20 protein-coding genes and 1 rRNA gene are annotated in these 20,789 nt (G+C 33.1%); 15 read left to right on the top strand and 6 right to left on the bottom strand.

All coding sequences use genetic code 11. From position 1 onward, the window contains the following. Nucleotides 1-58: 58 nt before the first annotated feature. The 5 genes from MJ631_RS04820 to purE form a co-directional block, all read right to left on the bottom strand. Nucleotides 59-1,522, bottom strand: coding sequence for a DegQ family serine endoprotease (locus MJ631_RS04820; protein ID WP_096560650.1), 1,464 nt, complete (start codon nt 1,520-1,522; stop codon nt 59-61). A gap of 3 nt (nt 1,523-1,525) precedes the next feature. Next, nucleotides 1,526-2,398, bottom strand: coding sequence for a protease modulator HflC (hflC, locus tag MJ631_RS04815; RefSeq protein ID WP_007302430.1), 873 nt, complete (start codon nt 2,396-2,398; stop codon nt 1,526-1,528). Nucleotides 2,399-2,400: 2 nt separating this feature from the next. Next, the gene (gene hflK / locus MJ631_RS04810; protein WP_019236880.1) at nt 2,401-3,426 is read right to left on the bottom strand and encodes an FtsH protease activity modulator HflK; all 1,026 of its coding nucleotides are present in this window, start codon (nt 3,424-3,426) and stop codon (nt 2,401-2,403) included. 414 nt (nt 3,427-3,840) lie between these two features. Beyond that, nucleotides 3,841-5,670, bottom strand: coding sequence for a DNA mismatch repair endonuclease MutL (mutL, locus tag MJ631_RS04805; protein ID WP_214303481.1), 1,830 nt, complete (start codon nt 5,668-5,670; stop codon nt 3,841-3,843). Beyond that, nucleotides 5,670-6,170, bottom strand: coding sequence for a 5-(carboxyamino)imidazole ribonucleotide mutase (purE, locus tag MJ631_RS04800; RefSeq protein ID WP_007302433.1), 501 nt, complete (start codon nt 6,168-6,170; stop codon nt 5,670-5,672). The genes mutL and purE overlap by 1 nt, the downstream gene beginning before the upstream one ends. An 852-nt stretch (nt 6,171-7,022) precedes the next feature. Between purE and MJ631_RS04795 the strand changes: the two genes are divergently transcribed. From MJ631_RS04795 to MJ631_RS04755, 10 genes are all read left to right on the top strand, one after another. Further along, nucleotides 7,023-7,319: a helix-turn-helix domain-containing protein gene (locus tag MJ631_RS04795; protein ID WP_007302434.1), complete on the top strand. Its 297-nt coding sequence runs from the start codon at nt 7,023-7,025 to the stop codon at nt 7,317-7,319. Nucleotides 7,320-7,379: 60 nt separating this feature from the next. Next, nucleotides 7,380-7,772, top strand: coding sequence for a DNA-directed RNA polymerase subunit omega (rpoZ, locus tag MJ631_RS04790; protein ID WP_007302435.1), 393 nt, complete (start codon nt 7,380-7,382; stop codon nt 7,770-7,772). Between the two features lie 29 nt (nt 7,773-7,801). Beyond that, nucleotides 7,802-8,047, top strand: coding sequence for a monovalent cation/H+ antiporter complex subunit F (locus MJ631_RS08040; protein WP_012481980.1), 246 nt, complete (start codon nt 7,802-7,804; stop codon nt 8,045-8,047). A gap of 6 nt (nt 8,048-8,053) precedes the next feature. Beyond that, a complete protein-coding gene (locus tag MJ631_RS08035) occupies nt 8,054-8,320 on the top strand; it encodes a monovalent cation/H(+) antiporter subunit G (RefSeq protein ID WP_263858687.1) in 267 nt (88 codons plus the stop codon). Between the two features lie 99 nt (nt 8,321-8,419). Next, a complete protein-coding gene (locus MJ631_RS04780; RefSeq protein ID WP_214303242.1) occupies nt 8,420-9,439 on the top strand; it encodes an IS110 family RNA-guided transposase in 1,020 nt (339 codons plus the stop codon). A 550-nt stretch (nt 9,440-9,989) separates the two neighbouring features. Next, nucleotides 9,990-10,514, top strand: a complete 525-nt coding sequence (locus tag MJ631_RS04775) for a DUF4040 domain-containing protein (RefSeq protein ID WP_010404272.1) — start codon at nt 9,990-9,992, stop codon at nt 10,512-10,514. After that, complete coding sequence (locus MJ631_RS04770) at nt 10,507-10,926, top strand: Na(+)/H(+) antiporter subunit B (RefSeq protein WP_007302439.1); 420 nt, start codon at nt 10,507-10,509, stop codon at nt 10,924-10,926. The genes MJ631_RS04775 and MJ631_RS04770 overlap by 8 nt, the downstream gene beginning before the upstream one ends. Next, nucleotides 10,923-11,225, top strand: coding sequence for a cation:proton antiporter subunit C (locus MJ631_RS04765; RefSeq protein ID WP_012481982.1), 303 nt, complete (start codon nt 10,923-10,925; stop codon nt 11,223-11,225). Before MJ631_RS04770 ends, MJ631_RS04765 begins: the two co-directional genes overlap by 4 nt. 139 nt (nt 11,226-11,364) lie before the next feature. After that, nucleotides 11,365-13,263 (top strand): RNA polymerase sigma factor RpoD, encoded by a 1,899-nt coding sequence (rpoD, locus tag MJ631_RS04760; protein ID WP_007302441.1) that lies wholly within the window; start codon nt 11,365-11,367, stop codon nt 13,261-13,263. 777 nt (nt 13,264-14,040) lie between these two features. Continuing rightward, nucleotides 14,041-14,184, top strand: coding sequence for a hypothetical protein (locus MJ631_RS04755; protein ID WP_007302443.1), 144 nt, complete (start codon nt 14,041-14,043; stop codon nt 14,182-14,184). A 708-nt stretch (nt 14,185-14,892) separates the two neighbouring features. Here the strand turns inward: MJ631_RS04755 and MJ631_RS04750 are convergent. After that, complete coding sequence (locus MJ631_RS04750; protein ID WP_214303479.1) at nt 14,893-15,510, bottom strand: hypothetical protein; 618 nt, start codon at nt 15,508-15,510, stop codon at nt 14,893-14,895. A 153-nt stretch (nt 15,511-15,663) separates the two neighbouring features. Between MJ631_RS04750 and MJ631_RS04745 the strand changes: the two genes are divergently transcribed. The 5 genes from MJ631_RS04745 to MJ631_RS04730 all read left to right on the top strand — a co-directional run bounded on the left by MJ631_RS04745 (nt 15,664) and on the right by MJ631_RS04730 (nt 20,738). Beyond that, nucleotides 15,664-17,167, top strand: a 16S ribosomal RNA gene (locus MJ631_RS04745). A 102-nt stretch (nt 17,168-17,269) separates the two neighbouring features. Then, entirely contained in the window at nt 17,270-17,641 is a 372-nt protein-coding gene (gene sdhC / locus MJ631_RS04740; RefSeq protein WP_262986214.1) for a succinate dehydrogenase, cytochrome b556 subunit, read from the top strand. Further along, on the top strand, nt 17,638-18,003 hold the full coding sequence (gene sdhD / locus MJ631_RS08030) for a succinate dehydrogenase, hydrophobic membrane anchor protein (protein ID WP_012481986.1): 366 nt from the start codon (nt 17,638-17,640) through the stop codon (nt 18,001-18,003). The genes sdhC and sdhD overlap by 4 nt, the downstream gene beginning before the upstream one ends. A gap of 76 nt (nt 18,004-18,079) precedes the next feature. After that, nucleotides 18,080-19,327: a hypothetical protein gene (locus tag MJ631_RS04735; protein ID WP_139686622.1), complete on the top strand. Its 1,248-nt coding sequence runs from the start codon at nt 18,080-18,082 to the stop codon at nt 19,325-19,327. 109 nt (nt 19,328-19,436) lie between these two features. Next, nucleotides 19,437-20,738 carry a sugar phosphate nucleotidyltransferase gene (locus MJ631_RS04730; RefSeq protein ID WP_052264745.1) on the top strand — a complete coding sequence of 434 codons (1,302 nt, stop codon included), beginning with the start codon at nt 19,437-19,439 and terminating at the stop codon, nt 20,736-20,738. Nucleotides 20,739-20,789 lie beyond the last annotated feature (51 nt).

Here is a 20,789-nt window from a genome sequence, read left to right as displayed (position 1 = left end):
GATAAAGAAGCTAGTTAAATTTGTCAAGCAATTTTTTCATGACCAGCTAGATAAATAGCTACTTCTTCAATTTGATTGAGGTGAAAAATTGATTGCCGTTGCGGTAAATAAGCAGCATTACTGAATCTTTGCCGTCTTTTTTTACTGCTGAATCAATTTGTTTTTGAAAATCATTAGTATTTTCAATATCGATTCCATCTAGTTGAATAATTATATCACCTTTCTTAATAACACGTAGTGTAGAATTACTACTACTATCTACACTAGTAACTACTACACCCTTTGTGGGTGCATTGTTTTTTAGTTCTTTTGGCAAATTTGAAACGGTTAAACCACTTATATAACTAGATGTTGATTTATTTTCTTCTTGATTATTACCTGAATCATCATTTGTAGATTCCTCGATTGCAACCTTGATATTGACTTCTTTACCTTTTCTAAGTAACTTAACCTGTACTTTCTTTCCGGGCTCAGTTCGTGAAACCATATGAGGTAATTGCGTCATTCTATCAATTTTTTTGCCGTCAAACTCTAATAGTATATCACCTACTTTGATTCCTCCTTTCTCTGCAGGACTGCCCTTTACTACGCTTGCAACTAATGCACCTTTGATATCTTTTAAACCCAAGGATTCAGCAAATTCTTTTGTTATAGGCTGAACTTGCACGCCAAGCCAACCATGTTTTATTTTTTTACCACTTTTTAATGTGTCAATAATTGAAATAGCTAGATTAGATGGTATAGCAAAGCCTATACCCACGTTACCGCCAGATTCAGATGGGGAATAAATAGCAGTATTAATGCCTATAACTTTTCCATTTAGATGAAATAGTGGTCCCCCTGAGTTACCTCTATTAATTGCAGCATCAGTTTGAATAAATTCATTCATAGTACCAATACTAATGTCTCTAGATCTTGCAGACACAATTCCTGTACTTACAGAGCCACCTAAACCAAAAGGGTTGCCTATTGCAATAACTGTATCACCAACTCTTGCTTTATCAGAATTACCAAATTCAACAAAAGGAAGATCTTTATCAGAATTAATCTTAAGCACAGCAAGATCAGTTTTTGCATCATAGCCTAAAACTTCTGCTTTGAAATAAGTATTATCGTTCATAGTAACTGTAATATCTTGGGCATTTTTAATAACGTGATAGTTGGTTACTATGGTTCCACTTTTATCTATAATAAATCCAGACCCAAGTAACGTCACTTCTCTATTAATGCTAGGAGCTCTATCGAAAAATTGATCAAAATGCTCGAAAAATTCTCTAAAGTCATCAAAGAAATTATTTCTTGGCGTAAAAGGGATTTTAGTTCTATTGTTATTTTCTTGTTTAATTATTTGTTCACTTGAAATATTTACAACTGCAGGAATAAGTTCTTCCACTATATCAGCAAGCCCTTTATTACAACTACATACAGGATCTGCAACTGTTTTTGCAAACAGATTAGCATATGAAGAAAATGAAATTAAAAAATATGCAAATATAGATAAAATAAATGCTTTACTTTTCATAAACTATTTCCATCCCTTGTTCAAAATATCTAAGAAATTATTATTTGGTGAAAGCACAAATTTAGTATTACCCTCAGCAAATGATTTACTGTAAGCTTTCATAGAGCGATAAAAGTTAAAAAACTCTTCATCAACCTTGAATGCCTCATTATAGATTCTAGTTGCTTCAGCATAACCACGGCCTCTTATTTCATGTGATTCTTTTACTGCACTAGAGACAATTCCCCTTTTTAATTTATCAGCTTTTGATCTAATTTCTTGTCCAGCTTGTTCTCCTTCTGCTCTAATTTCTTTTGCTTCCTTTTCTCTTTCAGTTTGCATGCGGCGGAATATTGCAGAACTATTTTCTTCTGGTAGATCTGCTCTCTTAATTCTTACATCTATTATCTCTATGCCAAATTTTCCAGCTTCAGAATAAACTCCACGTTGAATTAATTGCATAACTTCTGATCTCTTTTCATTCAATAAACTAATTAATGAAAATCTTCCTATATTCTCCCTTATGTGAGCTTCTATGACAGGATATAATCTTCTAACTAGCCCTGATTCATTTTTCACAGTCTGATAAAAAGTGATAGGATCTATTATTTTATATTTTGCATAAGCATCTACTATAATACGCTTTTGATCTGCAGTTATCACTTCCCTTGGAGTTTTATCAGGACTTAGATCTAAAATTCTCTTATCAAGAAATTCTACGTTATTTATAAATGGCAATTTAAAATATAAACCACTGTCCCTAACATCTTTTACGACTTTACCGAGTTGTATAACTATTGCTTGTTTTGTTTCTTGAACAACAAAGATTGAATTAGATAATGCAATCAATAATGCAACAAATACAAAAGCAAAAACAATTTTAATATTACTACTCATGACTATTTTCCTAGATTTGTAAGAGGTAAATAAGAGAACATACCTTTCAGATCGTCTGTTATAACAAATTTATCTACCTTGCTAAAAATATTTTCCATAGTTTCAAGATAAATACGATTCTTAACAAGAGAAGGATTTTGTCTATATTCTTCATAAAGAGATAAAAAGCGATTTGCATTACCTTTCGCTTCATTTATTATTTCGTTCTCATATGCTTCTGCATCTAATTTTATCTTTATTGCTTCACCTTTTGCACGAGGTATAATATCATTACTGTAAGCATATGCTTCGTTTATAGTACGCTCCTTATCTGCACGAGCACTTTGTACATCCCTAAATGAGCTAATCACTTTTTCTGGTGGGTCAATTTTTTTCATTTGAACAGATAAAATTTCTATACCCATTTGATATCCATCAAGAATCTGTTGCAATAAAATTCTAGTATCTCTGGAGATTTCAGCCCTACCTTGACCTTCGAGTGCAAAAGAGATCGTATTTTTACCTATTATTTCTCTCATAGCACTTTCAGCAGCATTTTTAACGCTGAAACCAGGTTTATAATCCCGCACTTTGAATAAATAATCTTTGGCATCTCTAACTCGCCACTGGACCTCAAAGTTAACGTTGACTATATTCTCATCTCCGGTAAGCATCACTCCTTCACCACGATCTGTATCTCGCCCATAAGAGCTGCTTATCCCAATTTCTTCACGATTTACTTCTTTAACATTCACTTTAAAAACCTTACCAATAGGGTAGGGAAAGTGATAACGCAAACCAGATGTTTCTGTATTGGAATATTTGCCAAAAGTAAGTTCTATACCTTCCTCACTCGGATGGACAATATAGAAACCAGTACAAAAATAAAACAACAAAACAATAAAAATGATGAAATAAGGTTTTTTCCCTCTATTTCTGGTTAAGCCATTAAAAAAGCATCTTATATCAGACACAGCTTTACTTAAAATATCTTCATTACTTGAACCTGACGGTTTCTTTCCAAGATTCCAAGGATTACGCTCATCCATAAAAATTATTAATTGTATAACTAATACGCTGATATTACTTAATCTTATCAAAAAATGCAAAACTATTTTGTTTGCAGATTAATGATCGGAGTGAAGGATGTGATCATACACTTCCTTTTTCTCTATATGATATGGTCAATTCTACAGAATTTCTGGCTTTTTTTGAATTCTTTATTGTCGTTTTTGATAAGTATTTTTAGTTGTATATTAATTATTAACATAAAAGACAATGCCTGGGATTTAGGAAACTTAATTTTAATCAAGTAGCTGCGTAATAAATCATTGTCAAGTGATGGAATGACATTATCTACTATGCAAATTACCTGCAAATTGCAATGTTCAAACAATTGTGTATCTGAGTTTTGAGATGACGAAACTAGGGTTGTATAATCTATACATATTTGTGATAACTTCTCACCTTCGCTCAAATAACTTTTCAATATCGCTTAATTTCATTTCTATATAGGTTGGCCTTCCGTGATTACATTGTCCAGAATAAGGTGTCTTTTCCATTTGCCTCAATAATTCATTCATCTCCTCCAATTTCATCTTTCTGCCTGCTCTTATTGATCCATAACAAGCAATTGTGGCTAGTATTTTATTCACCTTATCCTCTATAGGTAATATATCTTCTATTTCTGTTAGTCTATCCACTATATCAATGAGCATTCTCTTTGTGTCTACTGTTCCTAAGATTGCAGGCACTTCTTTTACTATGATCTTATTTTCTGATTTAATTTCAATCTCAAAACCCATCTCAAAAAGTTTATCTTTATAAGTTTTAATCATCTCCATTCCAGCTTGATTTTTGATTTCAACCATTTCAGGCAAAAGAAGTTTTTGTCTTTTTATACTTGATTTCTCCTTTAAGCACTCGTATACTAGTCTTTCATGGGCTGCATGCTGATCTACTATAATTAGTTTGTCTCTTACCTCGGCAATAATATAAGTATTGTAGATTTGACAGTGTGCAAACCCAAGTGGATAATCCCTTATTAGATCGGTTTGTTTCCTTTCCAAAATTGTAGTTTCTGCTCGTGGAGGAGATTTTTGCATACCAGTATAATCAAACGATTTTGAATGTTCTGATAAGCTTTTTGTCTCTATATTTGGAGAAATAAACTCTCTCATTAACTGGTTTTCAAAAGGATCCGACCTTCTTCCATAAAATTCATTTTTAAGACTAGACCTACTAAAAGGATCTGATGATAGATGATTCGTTGTTGTTCCATTCTGGGCCAATACAGTTTCTGCAAGATCTATTCTCTTTGATAGCACTTTTATTAGCCCTCTTCTCACTATTTCATATATTAGCCTCTTGTTCTGAAACCTTACCTCTGATTTATTTGGATGCACATTTACATCAACTTGATCATACGGTATCTCTAAGTGCAGCGCTGCAAAAGGATATCTATTGCTTGGAATAAGGTCGTGATACGCATAACGAATTGCACCAATAAGTAGATTATCTTTAATTGGTCTACCATTAACAAATGTATAGATCTGAGTTGAATTGCTACGATTGACAGTAGGTTTACAGATGTATCCTGTAAGTCTAATGCCATCTTCTTCTTCACTAATTTGCAAAGAGTTTTCATGAAATTCTTCTTCTACTTCGCATAGCCTGCTAAATAATGAGTTCTGCTTAGCATACTTAAGAAGCTTCTTATTATCGGAGATAAGAGTAAACTCAATTCCATAATTGATCATTGCTAAGTTGTTTACAATATCAACAATGCTTTGTGTTTCTGCCCTTTCGGTTTTGAGAAATTTTAGTCTATTTGGTGTGGCAAAAAATAAATCTCGTACTTCAATATATGTTCCTATCGATAAAGGATAAGGAACAAGCTCTCCTATTTTTTCTCCCCCCTCATACCTTATAGACCATGCTTGATCTGCTTTGCTTGCCTTAGATGATAATTTTATTCTGCTTACTGCTGCAATTGAAGGCAAAGCTTCTCCTCTAAAGCCAAGATGCTTGATCTCTATCAATTCACTGTCACTCAATTTTGAAGTAGCATGGCGCATAAACGCAAGTTCTAAATCATCCTTTTTTACTCCGCTACCATCATCGATTACAGTAATGAGGTTACGCCCACCACTTTCTATCTTAATTTCTATCTCTGAGCTTCTGGCATCTATTGCATTTTCCACTAATTCCTTTACCACACTTGCAGGCCTTTCTATTACCTCTCCTGCTGCTATACGATTTATGGTTTTTGTATCTAAAAGAACTATTGCCATTATAATGTTGGTTTTTCTTTTACTGCTTTAGTTTGCCCCTCTCTCCATTTTTTTAATCTATCTGCAATTTCACTATTAGAAATCGACAATATAGATGCAGCAGTAATAGCGGCATTGCATGCTCCACTCTCTCCTATAGACATTGTTGCAACTGGAACACCTTTTGGCATCTGCACTATAGATAATAGACTATCTAGCCCATTTAATTGCTTGCTATGCACAGGAATACCGATAACAGGTAAATAAGTAAGCGATGCAGTCATACCAGGTAAATGAGCCGCTCCTCCTGCACCAGCTATAATAACCTTAAAGCCTTTTTCTTGAGCAGACTTAGTAAAATTAAAGAGTCTCTCTGGTGTTCTGTGTGCGGATATTATAAATACATCATGTGAAATTTCCAATTCTTTTAATAGGTTAATAGCATGCACCATAGTGCCATAATCCGACTCGCTTCCCATAATTACAGCAACATCCTTTTTCATTTTTTCTGTATTAGACATGATTTTATTTACTAACCAAATAGTATTTCAGAAGCAACAGATATTTAAATTAAATTACGAATATGATATAGCATTCTTATTAAATAGAAACTTTAAAAATTGAAATGAATCCCTATATTAAAATATAGAGGTATAAATTTCGGATATAAGGGTCTATTCATAATCTTTTTAGAAGCAAAGCGGTGGAAGCAAGAAGACGATTTGTAAGCTAGTATTGAATTTTGCTTATCACAATTGTCTACACTTTTCTATAAGAGTATTAGAGACTTACCTTTTGACAATACGGCAAAGATTTCTACAGTTACATCCTTTTATTTGTTTCTTTGCAATTACTTTTTTATATATATTTCAAAAAACTTTCTTTACTTCCGCTATGTTTTTTACTTCATTTATTAAAATAATCTTGCCATTTTGAAAACATTGTTGATTCACTGAAGCCACTTTTTAGGACCTGTAACACTATGTAAAATATATCCTAAATCTTCTTGATTTTGTTTCTTTCTACAGAACTCTACTCAGTTTTTCTCCTACTCATCTTGCTCTGTTTTCATAATTTACATACTCTATCTCCGGTTTATTCCTTTCTTGAGATCATGTACAGTCTCTAAAACGAGTTTGTAAAATGATTATTTCTGTATTTTAAACTTTGCAATTTCAACTTATTCTCTTTAATAGTAAGTTTTTTACAAAATAATAGTTTGAAATTACTAGTATTTTGATAAAAATTATAGTCAATTTAAAATTTTGAGTATCAGATAGTTATTGACAAGTTATATACTATTAATATATTGGTATATTAAATATTATGATATAATATTTAATAAAGCTAGTTGGTATGTGAGAGTAAAAATTATGGAAACAATATCATTAAACAATCTGGATAGTGAAGCAATAAAAAAAAAATTGCTGAGCATAATAAGTAAAATTATAGGAAAAAATACTTGGACTCAAGCTTGTGCGGCTGAGAAACTTGGTATTGATCAACCAAAGGTGTCACAAATTAAAAGTGGTAAGATAAGTGGTTTTTCTTTAGAGAGACTGTTAGGTTTTTTGAAAAAGCTTGATCATGAGATAACAATTACAATAACAGAAAATCAATCAGTAAAAGCTAAAGAAGAAAAAGTAGAATGTAGAATTGGATCTCAATAGATCTGAAGTTGACATCTTATTTTTTGTGATATAGTATAAAGCTTATCAAGGTGGTATTTTATGGTTGAGTCTATTGTAGAAAAGTGTGTAGAACAGGTACACAACCGTTTTAAATTGGTTCTGCTAGCAAGTCAAAGAACGCATGATTTGAGTACAGGGGCAAGCGATCCCGTTGAAATGGTTAAGTTTAAAGATCATAAGGATACGATAGTTTCTTTATATGAAATAGCAGAAAAGAAGGTGAATACTCATGAGTTGTTTAACCTTTTGGTGAAAAGGTGCAAGGAGCACATGAAAGGAAACACAGATAATACTTATATTAATAGTCCAAGTAAGCTAGCAAATTTGTTAAATTTTTCTGATCATCAACTTAACACAAGTCTGGATGTAAGTCAAGAAAGCCACGATGATGAAATAGATGATCAAGATAGTGGTGAAGAAGTACCGATTTAGAAATCTACAGAGGTTATAATAGTTTATAAATGATTAGTATTGCTATCTATGTGCTTTTGTTCTGTATGAGTGTAATGTTATGTTGTATAGTATTTAGGTCAAGTGACGTTTACAATAAGATTTTAGCATTCAATAATTTATCAACACAATTAGTTTTACTCATAACAGCAATATCGATTGTTCTGAATGATTTTTTTTTAATTGATATAGCATTACTATATGCTAGCATCAGCTTTATATCAACTATAGCGCTAATGAGATTAATGTTGTTTTGATAATTTATGGTAGCATCCATTCTCATATTTTTAGGTGTTTGTTTAATAGTCATTTCAAGCGTAGGAGTAGTAGTATTTCCTGATTTCTATACTAGACTACATGCTGCAGGTATTGCAGATTCTAGTGGCGCAATGTTGTTGTTGATTGGTTTTGCTTGGCAAAATGAATTTTCAATCAATACTATTAAAGTTATATTATTGATTTTTATAATATGGATAGCCAATTCAACTAACAGTTATATTTTAGCGCGTACATACTGTAATTGCTATTGAATGATGGAGAGACATACTCCATTATTTTAGCACGAAGTAACAAATTCAATGAATTAGTTCTTCAAGAATAATTTAAACTTTTACAGTAGGAGTAGTCTCATGAAACATTATAGCGGGTTAGATGTCTCACTCAAAGAAACTTTTATTAGTATCATTGATGAGAAAGGAAAAATTGTTAAAGAAGGGGTTGTTGCAAGTGAAAGCAGTGCAATAGCTGAGTTTCTGCTTGGTCAAAACAAAAAATACGAGTCCATAGGAATAGAAAGCGGGCAATTATCAATATCGATGTGCAAAGAGTTGAGGAATCTTGGATTACCAGTAACTTGTGTAGATGCAAGGCATATGGCAGCAGCATTATCTGCGAGAATCAATAAGAATGATAAAAATGATGCAAGAGGCATAGCACAAATGATGAGAGTTGGGCTATTTAAGGAGGTATTAGTAAAATCAGACGAAGCTTGTCAGGTTAAAATAATACTTGGAAGCAGAAGACAATTAATACGTTGCAGAGAGCAAATTGCGGGAACAATAAGGGGATTACTGAAAATATACGGGATAAAAGTTAATCAACGTCTTAGTTCTGCAAACTTTGCTTTAAAAGTGCAAGAAATGGTTAATAATCTAGATGAAATTAGCCAAACCTCAATTGAATCATTAGTACATAGTTTAGAAATAATAGAAGAATCAATAAGAAAACTTGATAAAATGCTCTCAGAACAAAGCAAAAAAGATGAGGATTGTAAATTATTAACTACTGTTCCAGGAGTTGGTATTATAGTAGCAATGACATATAAAGCTGCAATAGATGATCTGCATAGGTTTGAAACATCTTATACAGTTGGAGCCTATATGGGATTAAGTCCAAGACAGTACGCTTCTGGTGAGATTGATCGACACGGAAGTATATCAAAAATGGGACCAGTGGACTGTAGGAATATGTTATATGAAGCCGCGCAGGTCTTACTGGTAAAATGTAAAAGGACATTTAAATTAAGAAGCTGGGGATTGAAGCTTAAAAAGAAAAAGGGCATGAAAAAAGCAATTGTTGCAGTAGCAAGAAAATTAGCCGTGATTATGCATAAGATGCTAATCGATAGAAAAGAGTTTTGCTATCAATAAACACTAAAGAAGTATAAAACAATAATTTTACTGAAAGTAAAGATAGCAATGCCGATGGAAGGGATAAGCAAGAGGATAAGTTGAAGCATAGACTTCGTGGCGTACATGTTGCCGTCCACTTCCGCCTAACAAGTATAGTGCGGCTTGGCTACAATATGAATTAGCCATATTAGACCGCGGAGAGAACAATGGAAGCATGCTACTTTTAACTTATGTAAAATCATTAAGACTATAGAGGAAAAGAATGATACCTTAGTTTTTATAAGCTTAATGAATATGTGGATAAATACTTTAAGTTTGTGTGGACGTATTTATCCACATATTCATTGGCTACATAGTTTAAAAGAGATTAATTGGAAATTAGTGTTGATGTTTTTATTGCCAATAAAACCTCTTTTGATTGAATAAGATAATACAATAATAAATAAAAGGTTGTATTAGAGCTGAATTTTACATCAAAAAATATTTTTCATGATACAAAAAATTATTGTTGACTTTTATGCAATTAGAGAACTTATTATAAAAGTAAAGACTATTAAAGAAGGTTAAGATGCTAGAAATACTGAATCTAATATTACTTTTGCTGTTACTCACGGTTACAGTTTTTATAGTTCTTTCGAAACATTTGGTTGTAAGTGCTGTTCTAATGTGTGTATTTAGTTCACTTATTGCACTTATGTACTTGATTATGAATGCGCCAGATGTTGCAATTACTGAAGCTTCTGTTGGTGCAGGATTGAGCACAGTCTTTACGTTTGCAGCACTCTCTTTGGTAAAGAATTACAAAGCAAATTTATCTCATAGCCCCACAACACTTTTTTTTATGTTATTTTTGACTGCATGTTTATCATACTTTATGATTCAATTACCAGATTTTGGCAGTCATAATGCTCCAGTTCACTTGCACGTTGCTCCTTATTATGTAGAAAATACTGAAAAAGCTATTGGTATTCCTAATATAGTGACAGCTGTTTTAGCAAGCTTTCGTGGCTATGACACATTTGGAGAAACTATAGTAGTTTTTACTGCTGCACTTTGTATAATGTTAATATTAGAAGAGAAAGAAAGTGATTAAAGATCCGGTATTAAGTGCAGTAACATTTTTGATGATACCTTTTATCATTTTTTTTGGTTTATACATACAGTTTCATGGTGACTATACTCCAGGTGGAGGTTTTCAGGCGGGAATAATTATTGCTTCTGGGATAATATTATATTCTATGTTATTTGATATACCTACAACTTTAAAAGCAATACCTTACTCTATTATCAAATTTACTAACGTACTAGGTATTTTAACCTATGGAGGAGCTGGTATTATAACAGTTTTATTTGGCCAAAATTTTTTATCCTATAGTATATTGTCAGCTGATAGTAGAACAGGTCAAAAATTGGGTATTTTCTTAGTGGAGCTGGGTGTATTGCTTACCGTCTCTTCTTCCATGTTAATCATATATATAAATTTTGCTCGCAAGAAAAAACAATGACTCTATATAATTATGTAGGCATTACTATATTAATGGTGCTAGGTTTCTATATCATTGTAAATGATAAAAACTTAATCAAAAAAATGATGGGATTAAGTGTCTTACAATCATCTGTTTTGTTGTTTTACATATCTTTAGGGTATGTAAAAAATTCTTTACCTCCTATATTGACTTCAAATTTTCACTTATATACCAATCCTATACCTCACGTCTTAATGCTTACTGCTATAGTGGTTGGAATTGCAACATTTTCAGTTGGATTGTCCATATTAGTAAGAATAGAGAGATTAGTTGATTAAGAAGAATGTGAATAAATTGATAGTATCTTAAACTATATGAAGTAGCAAGTAACTATAAATTAAGAATAAAACTATAAGCTTGCTAATTGTAAGTTTATTTGATAAATAAGAAATAAAATTATAAACTGTAAAGGTAATGATGTCAACTATTAATGGTACGGAAGATAGGAAAAAGATCATCAAAGATCTTGTAACCAAAAGTATAAGAAAGGGCGGTTTTATCACTTTTGATGATATAAATGATAAGTTGTCAGATGAAAATTTTTCAACTGATTTTATAGATGATACTATAGCTTTATTGCAAGACTCTGGAATTAACATACTCGAAAGTAGTGAAGATGAGGAAGAAGCTCCTTCTAATAATGATGGTAATAAGCTTGATGATGATGAGACATCGTTGAATACTACTACAACTTTAGTGCAAAACGATGATCCAGTAAGGATTTATTTACAGGATATGAGCTCTGTAAAGCTTTTGTCACGAGCAGATGAAATTAAGATAGCAAAAAAAATTGAATCTGAAAAGCATAACATGTTACGTGCAATAATTGAAACATCAGTGGCATTCAAAATAATCAAAACATGGCGTGATGATTTAAGTGGTGGAACTTTTTTACTGAGAGAAATTATAAATCTGGATGCAATTTATAACTCTGATTTCAATATGGTAGACAAAGAAGAAAGTGAAGCTGAAGATGTTAGAGATTGTGTTAATGATGAGGAAAAAGGTAATGATGAAAAGGGAAATGAGAGTGAAGACATAAGTTCAGCTAACTTAAATATTTCTGTTCTTGAAATGGAAAGTGATTTATTGCCAAAGGTTATCACGGCATTGGATGAGATCATTGCTTTAACAAATGAAGCATTGGTATTGAAAAAAAATTCTAAAGATTTCTCTAATGAGCTAGAAAATTTATATAATCAAATATGGTCTGTAGCATTACAAATTCAGTTTAGTGATGCTGCTATTACCAGAATTACACAAAAACTTTACGAAATAAATAGACTAATCACGTTTGAAGAAGCTAATCTTATTACTGAAGCTAGAAAGTACGATATTGATAGAGAAAGTTTTTATAATGTTTATGATGATGTGCTTTTAGAGCACGAGTTTAGTGAAATAAGTTTTCTCAAGATTAATGAAAATCAATCTCTTTTTACAGGTGAATTAAAAAATAAATTCTTAAGGTTTATAAACGATAGCTATGAGTATATAGCTAGTGCCTTAAGCAATATTAAGAGTTATGTACAAGGAGATAGAGTTCAGGAGTTTAAGAAGGTAATCAAGAGAATACAGAAACATGAACAAGAAGTCTCTCAAGCAAAGCAAGAAATGATTAAGGCTAATTTAAGGCTGGTGGTTTCGATTGCTAAAAAGTATTCAAAAAGAGGCCTTGATCTGCTTGATTTGATACAAGAAGGTAATATTGGTCTTATGAAGGCTGTGGATAAGTTTGATTACAAACGTGGGTATAAATTTTCGACTTATGGTACTTGGTGGGTAAAACAATCAATCACTAGGGCAATACCTGAACAGTCTAAAGTAGTTAGAATACCAGTACATATGGTGGAAATTATCAGTAAAATCAACAAAGCATTAAGAAAGATGACTCATGAAATGGGTAGAGAGCCTACATTAGAGGAATTGAGTATAGAATTGGCGATGCCGCTAGAAAGAATACGCAAAGTTATGAAGATAGCAAGAGATCCGGTAAGTCTTGAAGCTCCAACAGGAAAGGATGATAGTAGTACCTTCGGTGATTGTATAGAAGATAAGCGAGTTTCTAAACCAGAGGATGCTGCAATACTTGCCGACTTGCGTGGTATTACGACCAATGTTCTTGCAACTTTAACACCAAAAGAAGAAAGAATTCTAAGGATGCGCTTTGGCCTTGGTAAAGATGGAAAGGAGCATACCTTAGAAGAAGTAGGAAAAATTTTTAATGTTACACGTGAAAGAATTAGGCAAATAGAGGCAAAAGCACTACGTAAGTTGAAACATCCAAGCCGTGCTAAAAAACTTAGAGGTTTCTTTTAAGGCAGAAGGGCTGCTCAAAAAATAGGTAAAATTCAGCCAAAGTTCTATAATTTCACCCTATTTTTCTTTTTTTATAGGCTTTATAGAGCAGTATGATTAGATATTGAATGTTATGGCAAATAAAAATAATAACTCTAATTCAAAGTGTAAAAATTTTTGTGTTCTGGGTGATAGTTTATCTGATAATGGTGTAATTATTGAAATTTTAATAACTTATCCTTTGTAAGAAACGTGAAACTTAATGCCCCTTTTTATTAAGGAGGATTTTTAGCAATGGCCTTACTGTTGTTGAATATGTATCAAAGTATTTAGGTTTAGAAGAATTTAAGTCATCATGGAGATGCTCATTTTTTGATCGATACTATGAACAGCAAGGTCATAACTATGCGATTTTATATGCAACAGCATCTGAAATTCTTAACCCTATTTTTTCTTATTTCCTCAATAAATTTCGTTTAGTTAATCAGCTAAACGCAGTAATTAAACATCATCCAGACGTAGGTAAAGGAGATTTTATTTTTCATTATAATCGAGGAAATAATATTATGGGTGCCACTGCTTATAACAATGTTAAAGCAGAAAAAGTATTGAAATAAAGCGGTTAGTGAAATATGTAATGCATTTGGTTCTAAATGAATATGGTGTAAAGCATGTGATTGTTGCAAATGTGACTGAGGTTGGTTTGATACTAGCTTTAATAAAGACGAAAAGCAAGAGAGCTGGCTGCAACAGCTTACACAGAGTTTTAATACAAAATTAGCTAATAATTTAGATTATATGAAGAAAGGTGCAGATCTTGAAATAAAAGCATTCGATCTTAACTCTAAAATGAAAAGTATGCTTGGTAAATATAAGAGCAAAGGGTTAAATGATCGAGATGCATACCTATCAAACATCGTAGACCAGTTTAGGGTAGGGTGATTTGGAAAAAGTATAAAGATACTCTTGTTGATATTTAAAGGAAGGCTTGATACTTACTATAATTCTGGATGCAGCACAGAAATACTAAAGGATTATTTCTTTTTTGATTATTTTTATCCAACTGCAGAACCTTGTTGTGAAGTTGGTAATGAAATGTATGAGTTGATAAAAAATTAGATTTCTTTTAAACATCTTTACGGTTTGTAGTAACTATCTGCGTAGCTGAATGGTAAAGGGAGGGGGGTAAACAAAATAATCTAAAATATAGAGAAAATACAACGGTGCTTGATACATACTATTGCGATTTTATCCTCTTTTTGTCATTTTAGTGCTAGAATGACATTCTGCTAGTGAAGTTTATTCTTTGATATATTAACTATAAATATAGAGAAGTCTTACTAAATAAAAAGGTAAAAGGAACCTCTGAGTAGTGAAATTTTGACTCTATATTGCTGTAAGTGGTGCTGTAATAATGTTCTAACAAGCGCGACTTGGCTGAATATAGAAAAAATTTAAAAAACCGCTATAATTTTATGTAATCTACCAATAAACACCTAAGTTTTTACTAGATTTTGTGATTGATCCTACAGTCAAAAACAAATTTTGAGTCATAAATACTTTTAGTGCCATAATAAAATAGGGAGGTTTGTCAAGTAAAGTTCTTTATTTCATTAGATGCGCTGCCAAATTGTTATGCAAGCAAGTTTTTTAGTTTTCGTATATCCCAAGTAATTCTTGTGCATTGGCCTTGATTAGAGTCGGACATTCTCTATCATTTAATAATGAATGCAATATTTCAATTGCACCTTTAATGTCGTTACTGTGTATCTTTACTATAGCGATAGCTTCTTGGCTTGAATAAGGGTACACTGCATTTGATTCTAAATTACTAATTTTATCTTTATTTGTTTTTTCACCGCTGGAGTGAAGTAAGCTCATTACTTCTAAGTATTGTGCTAACTCACGTAAAACATCAGGAGCATCTTTATCGTCTGCCAAATCATTATAAATAATAGATGCTGTGTCTGTTGGCATTGAATCTGAGATATGATTGAATGCGCGTTCAAAATTTGCTAAATACTCCCAATGTGAATCTATTTCTTCTAGCAGCGACTTATTATCTTTTTTTAAGAATAATACTTCGTAAAACTTGTCACCTGCAGTTATAGATTGTTTTGTGTTATCAATGTTGCGCAATAAGTATAATGTGATGCCAACTAACATTGGCGCAAGTGTAAGCAGAAAGATGTATTTTTTCATGTTAATATTCCAAATAGTTATATATTTATACATTAATGCTTTTGATTTGCAAAAACATATTGACATAGTGATTATATCACATAATAATATCCTTAAAGTTGTTTGAATAGTTGGAGATTAAAATATTTCTAAAGTAGAAATAAAGACAGCAGTATTAAGCTAAATTATTTTTTGTCGGATTTATCCGATGTACCCTCAACCTTTTATAGGTTGAAGTCTAAATTTGAGAGTTTGATCCTGGCTCAGAATGAACGCTGGCGGCAGGCCTAACACATGCAAGTCGAACGGAGTTATATTGTAGCTTGCTATGGTATAACTTAGTGGCAGACGGGTGAGTAATGTATAGGAATCTACCTAGTAGTACGGAATAATTGTTGGAAACGACAACTAATACCGTATACGCCCTACGGGGGAAAAATTTATTGCTATTAGATGAGCCTATATTAGATTAGCTAGTTGGTGGGGTAATAGCCTACCAAGGTAATGATCTATAGCTGATCTGAGAGGATGATCAGCCACACTGGAACTGAGATACGGTCCAGACTCCTACGGGAGGCAGCAGTGGGGAATATTGGACAATGGGCGAAAGCCTGATCCAGCCATGCCGCATGAGTGAAGAAGGCCTTTGGGTTGTAAAGCTCTTTTAGTGAGGAAGATAATGACGGTACTCACAGAAGAAGTCCTGGCTAATTCCGTGCCAGCAGCCGCGGTAATACGGAGAGGGCTAGCGTTATTCGGAATTATTGGGCGTAAAGGGCGCGTAGGCTGGTTAATAAGTTAAAAGTGAAATCCCGAGGCTTAACCTTGGAATTGCTTTTAAAACTATTAATCTAGAGATTGAAAGAGGATAGAGGAATTCCTGATGTAGAGGTAAAATTCGTAAATATTAGGAGGAACACCAGTGGCGAAGGCGTCTATCTGGTTCAAATCTGACGCTGAAGCGCGAAGGCGTGGGGAGCAAACAGGATTAGATACCCTGGTAGTCCACGCTGTAAACGATGAATGTTAAATATGGGGAGTTTACTTTCTGTATTACAGCTAACGCGTTAAACATTCCGCCTGGGGACTACGGTCGCAAGATTAAAACTCAAAGGAATTGACGGGGACCCGCACAAGCGGTGGAGCATGTGGTTTAATTCGATGCAACGCGAAAAACCTTACCACTTCTTGACATGAAAATCATACCTATTCGAAGGGATAGGGTCGGTTCGGCCGGATTTTACACAAGTGTTGCATGGCTGTCGTCAGCTCGTGTCGTGAGATGTTGGGTTAAGTCCCGCAACGAGCGCAACCCTCATCCTTAGTTGCCATCAGGTAATGCTGAGTACTTTAAGGAAACTGCCAGTGATAAGCTGGAGGAAGGTGGGGATGATGTCAAGTCATCATGGCCTTTATGGAGTGGGCTACACACGTGCTACAATGGTGTCTACAATGGGCTGCAAGGTGCGCAAGCCTAAGCTAATCCCTAAAAGACATCTCAGTTCGGATTGTACTCTGCAACTCGAGTACATGAAGTTGGAATCGCTAGTAATCGTGGATCAGCATGCCACGGTGAATACGTTCTCGGGTCTTGTACACACTGCCCGTCACGCCATGGGAATTGGTTTCACTCGAAGCTAATGGCCTAACCGCAAGGAAGGAGTTATTTAAAGTGGGATCAGTGACTGGGGTGAAGTCGTAACAAGGTAGCAGTAGGGGAATCTGCAGCTGGATTACCTCCTTAGGCTTTGTACGTAATTCACCATTTCAAATAATAGTGTCATTATGTACTATACTGCTGTCTTTACTTCTACTTTATTTTTTAATTTCTCGATAACGAAATTTTATGAGTAACAGGCCTCTTTCCCCACATTTACAAATATATAAAGTACAAGTTACTAGTTTTTTTTCTATTATGCATAGATTGACTGGTATCTTGCTATTTCTTTTATTAATCATACTTTCTTGGTATTTTATATTATATGTTTACTCCCCTAAGTTAATTATAGTAAGGTGCTTAAATGAATTATTGTTCACTCCTGTTGCTAAATTAGCTTATATCTTATGCTTTGTAAGCTTTATGTATCATTTTCTCAATGGTATTCGTCATTTATTGTGGGATGCTGGGCTTAATTTAGAAATTGCTAGTGTTTTAAAAAGTGCTATATTACTAACAATAATGCTATTTCTTTCTACTATGGCTTTTATATTTATATGAGTCAATCTGTAAATTCAGTACATCATTGGTGGATCCAGCGTGTTTCTGCGGTGATTTTGTTATTTTTATTTCCTTGGTTTATTTACTCATTTTCTTGCACATTTTATGTTGATAGCCCTTTATCTTTTAATGAAAAATTATTTCAGGCTATTAATCATCCACTAGAGCTTTTGTTTTTTGTTATACTGGTGTTTTGCATTTTTTGGCATGCAGTTCTTGGAATGCAGGTAGTGTGTGAAGATTATATAGACAGCGTACTTCTAAGGATTTTTACAATTACATGCATAAAATACTTATCAAGCATTACTTATATAGTCCTTGCTTTTACGACTTTTTTCTTTTATAGGCATATTTTCTTGTAAAGTTGCCAGTTCTATGTTAATATATTATTAGTGTACTAGTTTTATTATTGAACTATAGCGATTTTGGTTTAGCAATATGTTAGAGACATTGAAAAAGTGGGGAATAGACCTTACGCTGAAGGTGAAGGATCTATTTAGTTCATCTGAATCTCAAGTTTATGTCAAAGACCTTAGAAAGGTAATGATATATGAGGATGGACGAAAGTGTCAATATCCAAAAAATTATGATCAGATTGTAGATTCTGGGAGAGTTGTAAAAAAAAATGACAAGCTTGTAAAAGATAAAGACGGAAATCCAGAGTACCAGCTTATATATAATGAATACAAATTTGATCTAGCCTTGGTTAAGGAAATTGATAAAAAATCTTACTTTACTATTGACTTTTTAGTTAGTAAAGGTAGGCGTGAGGTTAATGATTATAGTAAATTTTATAAGCCATTTAAGTTTTCAAAAATAGATCTTGAAAAACACTTGCCGGTCTTTGAGGTTGATACTAAGTTACTTAGATTAACTAATTCTTCTTTTCTTGCTAAAAAAGGTTGCTTCATCAATGATGACACGGGAGAAGTTGATGAGAAAGATAGAGATGAAAAAGGAAGAAATGGAAAATTACTATACGCTAGTGATTACAAGAAGCTAAGCACCCATTTTTCAGAAATTAGAGATCAGGATGGTAATCTAGAGCTAGATAAAAGTCTTATATCTGTTTCTATCGTTTTTGCTACAAGCTTGGCTAAAGTTTGTACTAAATTGTTGACCTCTCTTCCTATAAAGTTAGGGGAGTATTTAATAAGCGAACAAAACCCAATTGCAAAGTCTTTTGGCTATCTTTTGTTCACCCCTGCAATGGCAGTAAAAAATTTAGTGAATATGGGAGCTACCATACTTAAGGCTCCAATTTTATTGTTTGTAGCAAATGAGAAAAAGTATGGTGATGCTTATCTTACTATGTGGAAACACCAATTGAAAGAATGTTGGAAAGAAGTAAAAAGCGACTTTAATGTTGTTACAAATGGGGAAAGGCCAAAGCCGAAGCAGAAGGATCATAAGCCACTTAGCATAGCGGGTACATGGAAAGAGCTTAACGCTAGAAAATCAGATATTGAAAAAAACTTAGAGAAGGGGTTGAGCAAAAATAGTGAAAGTATAGATAAATCTAGAGAACTAGGTGTTGGAGAAAGCTTAAAGGAAAAGTTGCAAAACAAAACTGATGAAAAAGTAGCTGCAGCCGTTAATCAAAAAAGCAACACTCCTCATATTGATAGAGAGATAGAAAGAAGACAAGACTCATCACGAAATGTAGGGACTCCATCACGCTCGTAGTCAACCATCACTTTAAATTACTTTTTACTTTAATCATCTCACAATAAAAACTTGCATGCATTTTGCCGTTAGTATAAGATATTAATCAAATAATTAATATCTTAATTAAATGCGCCCTGTAATACTGTGTGGTGGTAGTGGCAGCAGACTTTGGCCTCTATCTAAGCCAAAGCAATTTCAGAAAATATTTAGTCAGAATACTATGTTTCACAACACTTTGTTGAGGCTAAAAGGCGATTATATGCCACCCATCATTACCACAAATATACAATATGAGTCATTATTGATGCAGGAATTACATGCATTACAGGAATGTAAAGTAGTTTTTGAACCAGTTAAAATTGGGACAGCGGCAGCAATACTAATTGCTGTGCTTCTCTGCGATAGGAACGAGACAATCTTAGTTCTGCCTTCAGACCATTTTATAGGTGATTTGAATAGTTTTTATGTTTCTATTGAGAAAGCGTCTAAGCTAGCCTCTGAAACTGACTCTATAGTCACTTTTGGGATAAAGCCTCATGAATTCAATTCGGAATACGGCTATATAAATGCAGTATATGGTCAGAAAGAAAAATGTCATATAGTAAAAGATTTTACAGAAAAACCCGAGCGTAAGGTAAGTAACGATCATTATTGGAACTCTGGAATATTTGTGTTTAGAGCAAAACGCTATATAGATGAGATAAAAAAAATTGCTCCTACTCTCTATAATTTATGTTGTGAAAGTATGAAGCATTTTGTATCACGAGAGAGATTTCTGTATTTAGAACAGCAAAATTGTGCAGGAATGGGTGATACATCTATTGATCACCTAGTGATAGAAAAAGCAGAAAATATTGTAATGATAGAAGCCAATTTCGATTGGATGGATGTTGGCACTTGGGGTTCAGTTTTAGAGTTAAGTAAGAGATTTAATAAGAATTTTGAGTCGTTTCAAGCTGTAATCAAAGGAAGAGAGCCAGTTTTGATGACAGAAAATGATGCAAAAAATTTACTAGGTAGAGTTTATAAACGGCCAAGTAAGAGCCTAATGTTGTTCATTAATAAAGTTAAGGAAGTAAAGCCAATAAGGAAAGAGGTTAAGCCATGGGGATTTTATAGTGTAGTTTTAATGGGCAAGGATTTTCTTATAAAATACCTTTTTATAAATCCACTGAGCTGCACTTCTAAGCAATTTCACCACTATAGAGATGAGTACCATATAATACTATCAGGGGTTGGATGCGTGAGTTTAGATGACAAAACATATGCTATAACAAAAAATCATGTAGTAGAGATTCCAAGGAAGGTGTTTCATAAAATTGAGAATAAAAGTACAAGATTTCCTCTTGAGATAGTTGAGTTTCAGGTAGGAAAGTTTTTATCTGATAATGATATAGTAAGATTGGACGATATATATGGAAGGTCTTAATATAGAACATTGAATATATTCTATAAGCTTGCTAAATTTAGACAACCTCAT

The sequence above is a fragment of the Wolbachia endosymbiont of Oryzaephilus surinamensis genome (genome assembly GCF_025617515.1).
Taxonomy (GTDB): domain Bacteria; phylum Pseudomonadota; class Alphaproteobacteria; order Rickettsiales; family Anaplasmataceae; genus Wolbachia.
The sequence above is the reverse complement of the archived record's forward strand: the minus strand, read 5'-3'. Positions and strand labels throughout refer to the sequence as shown.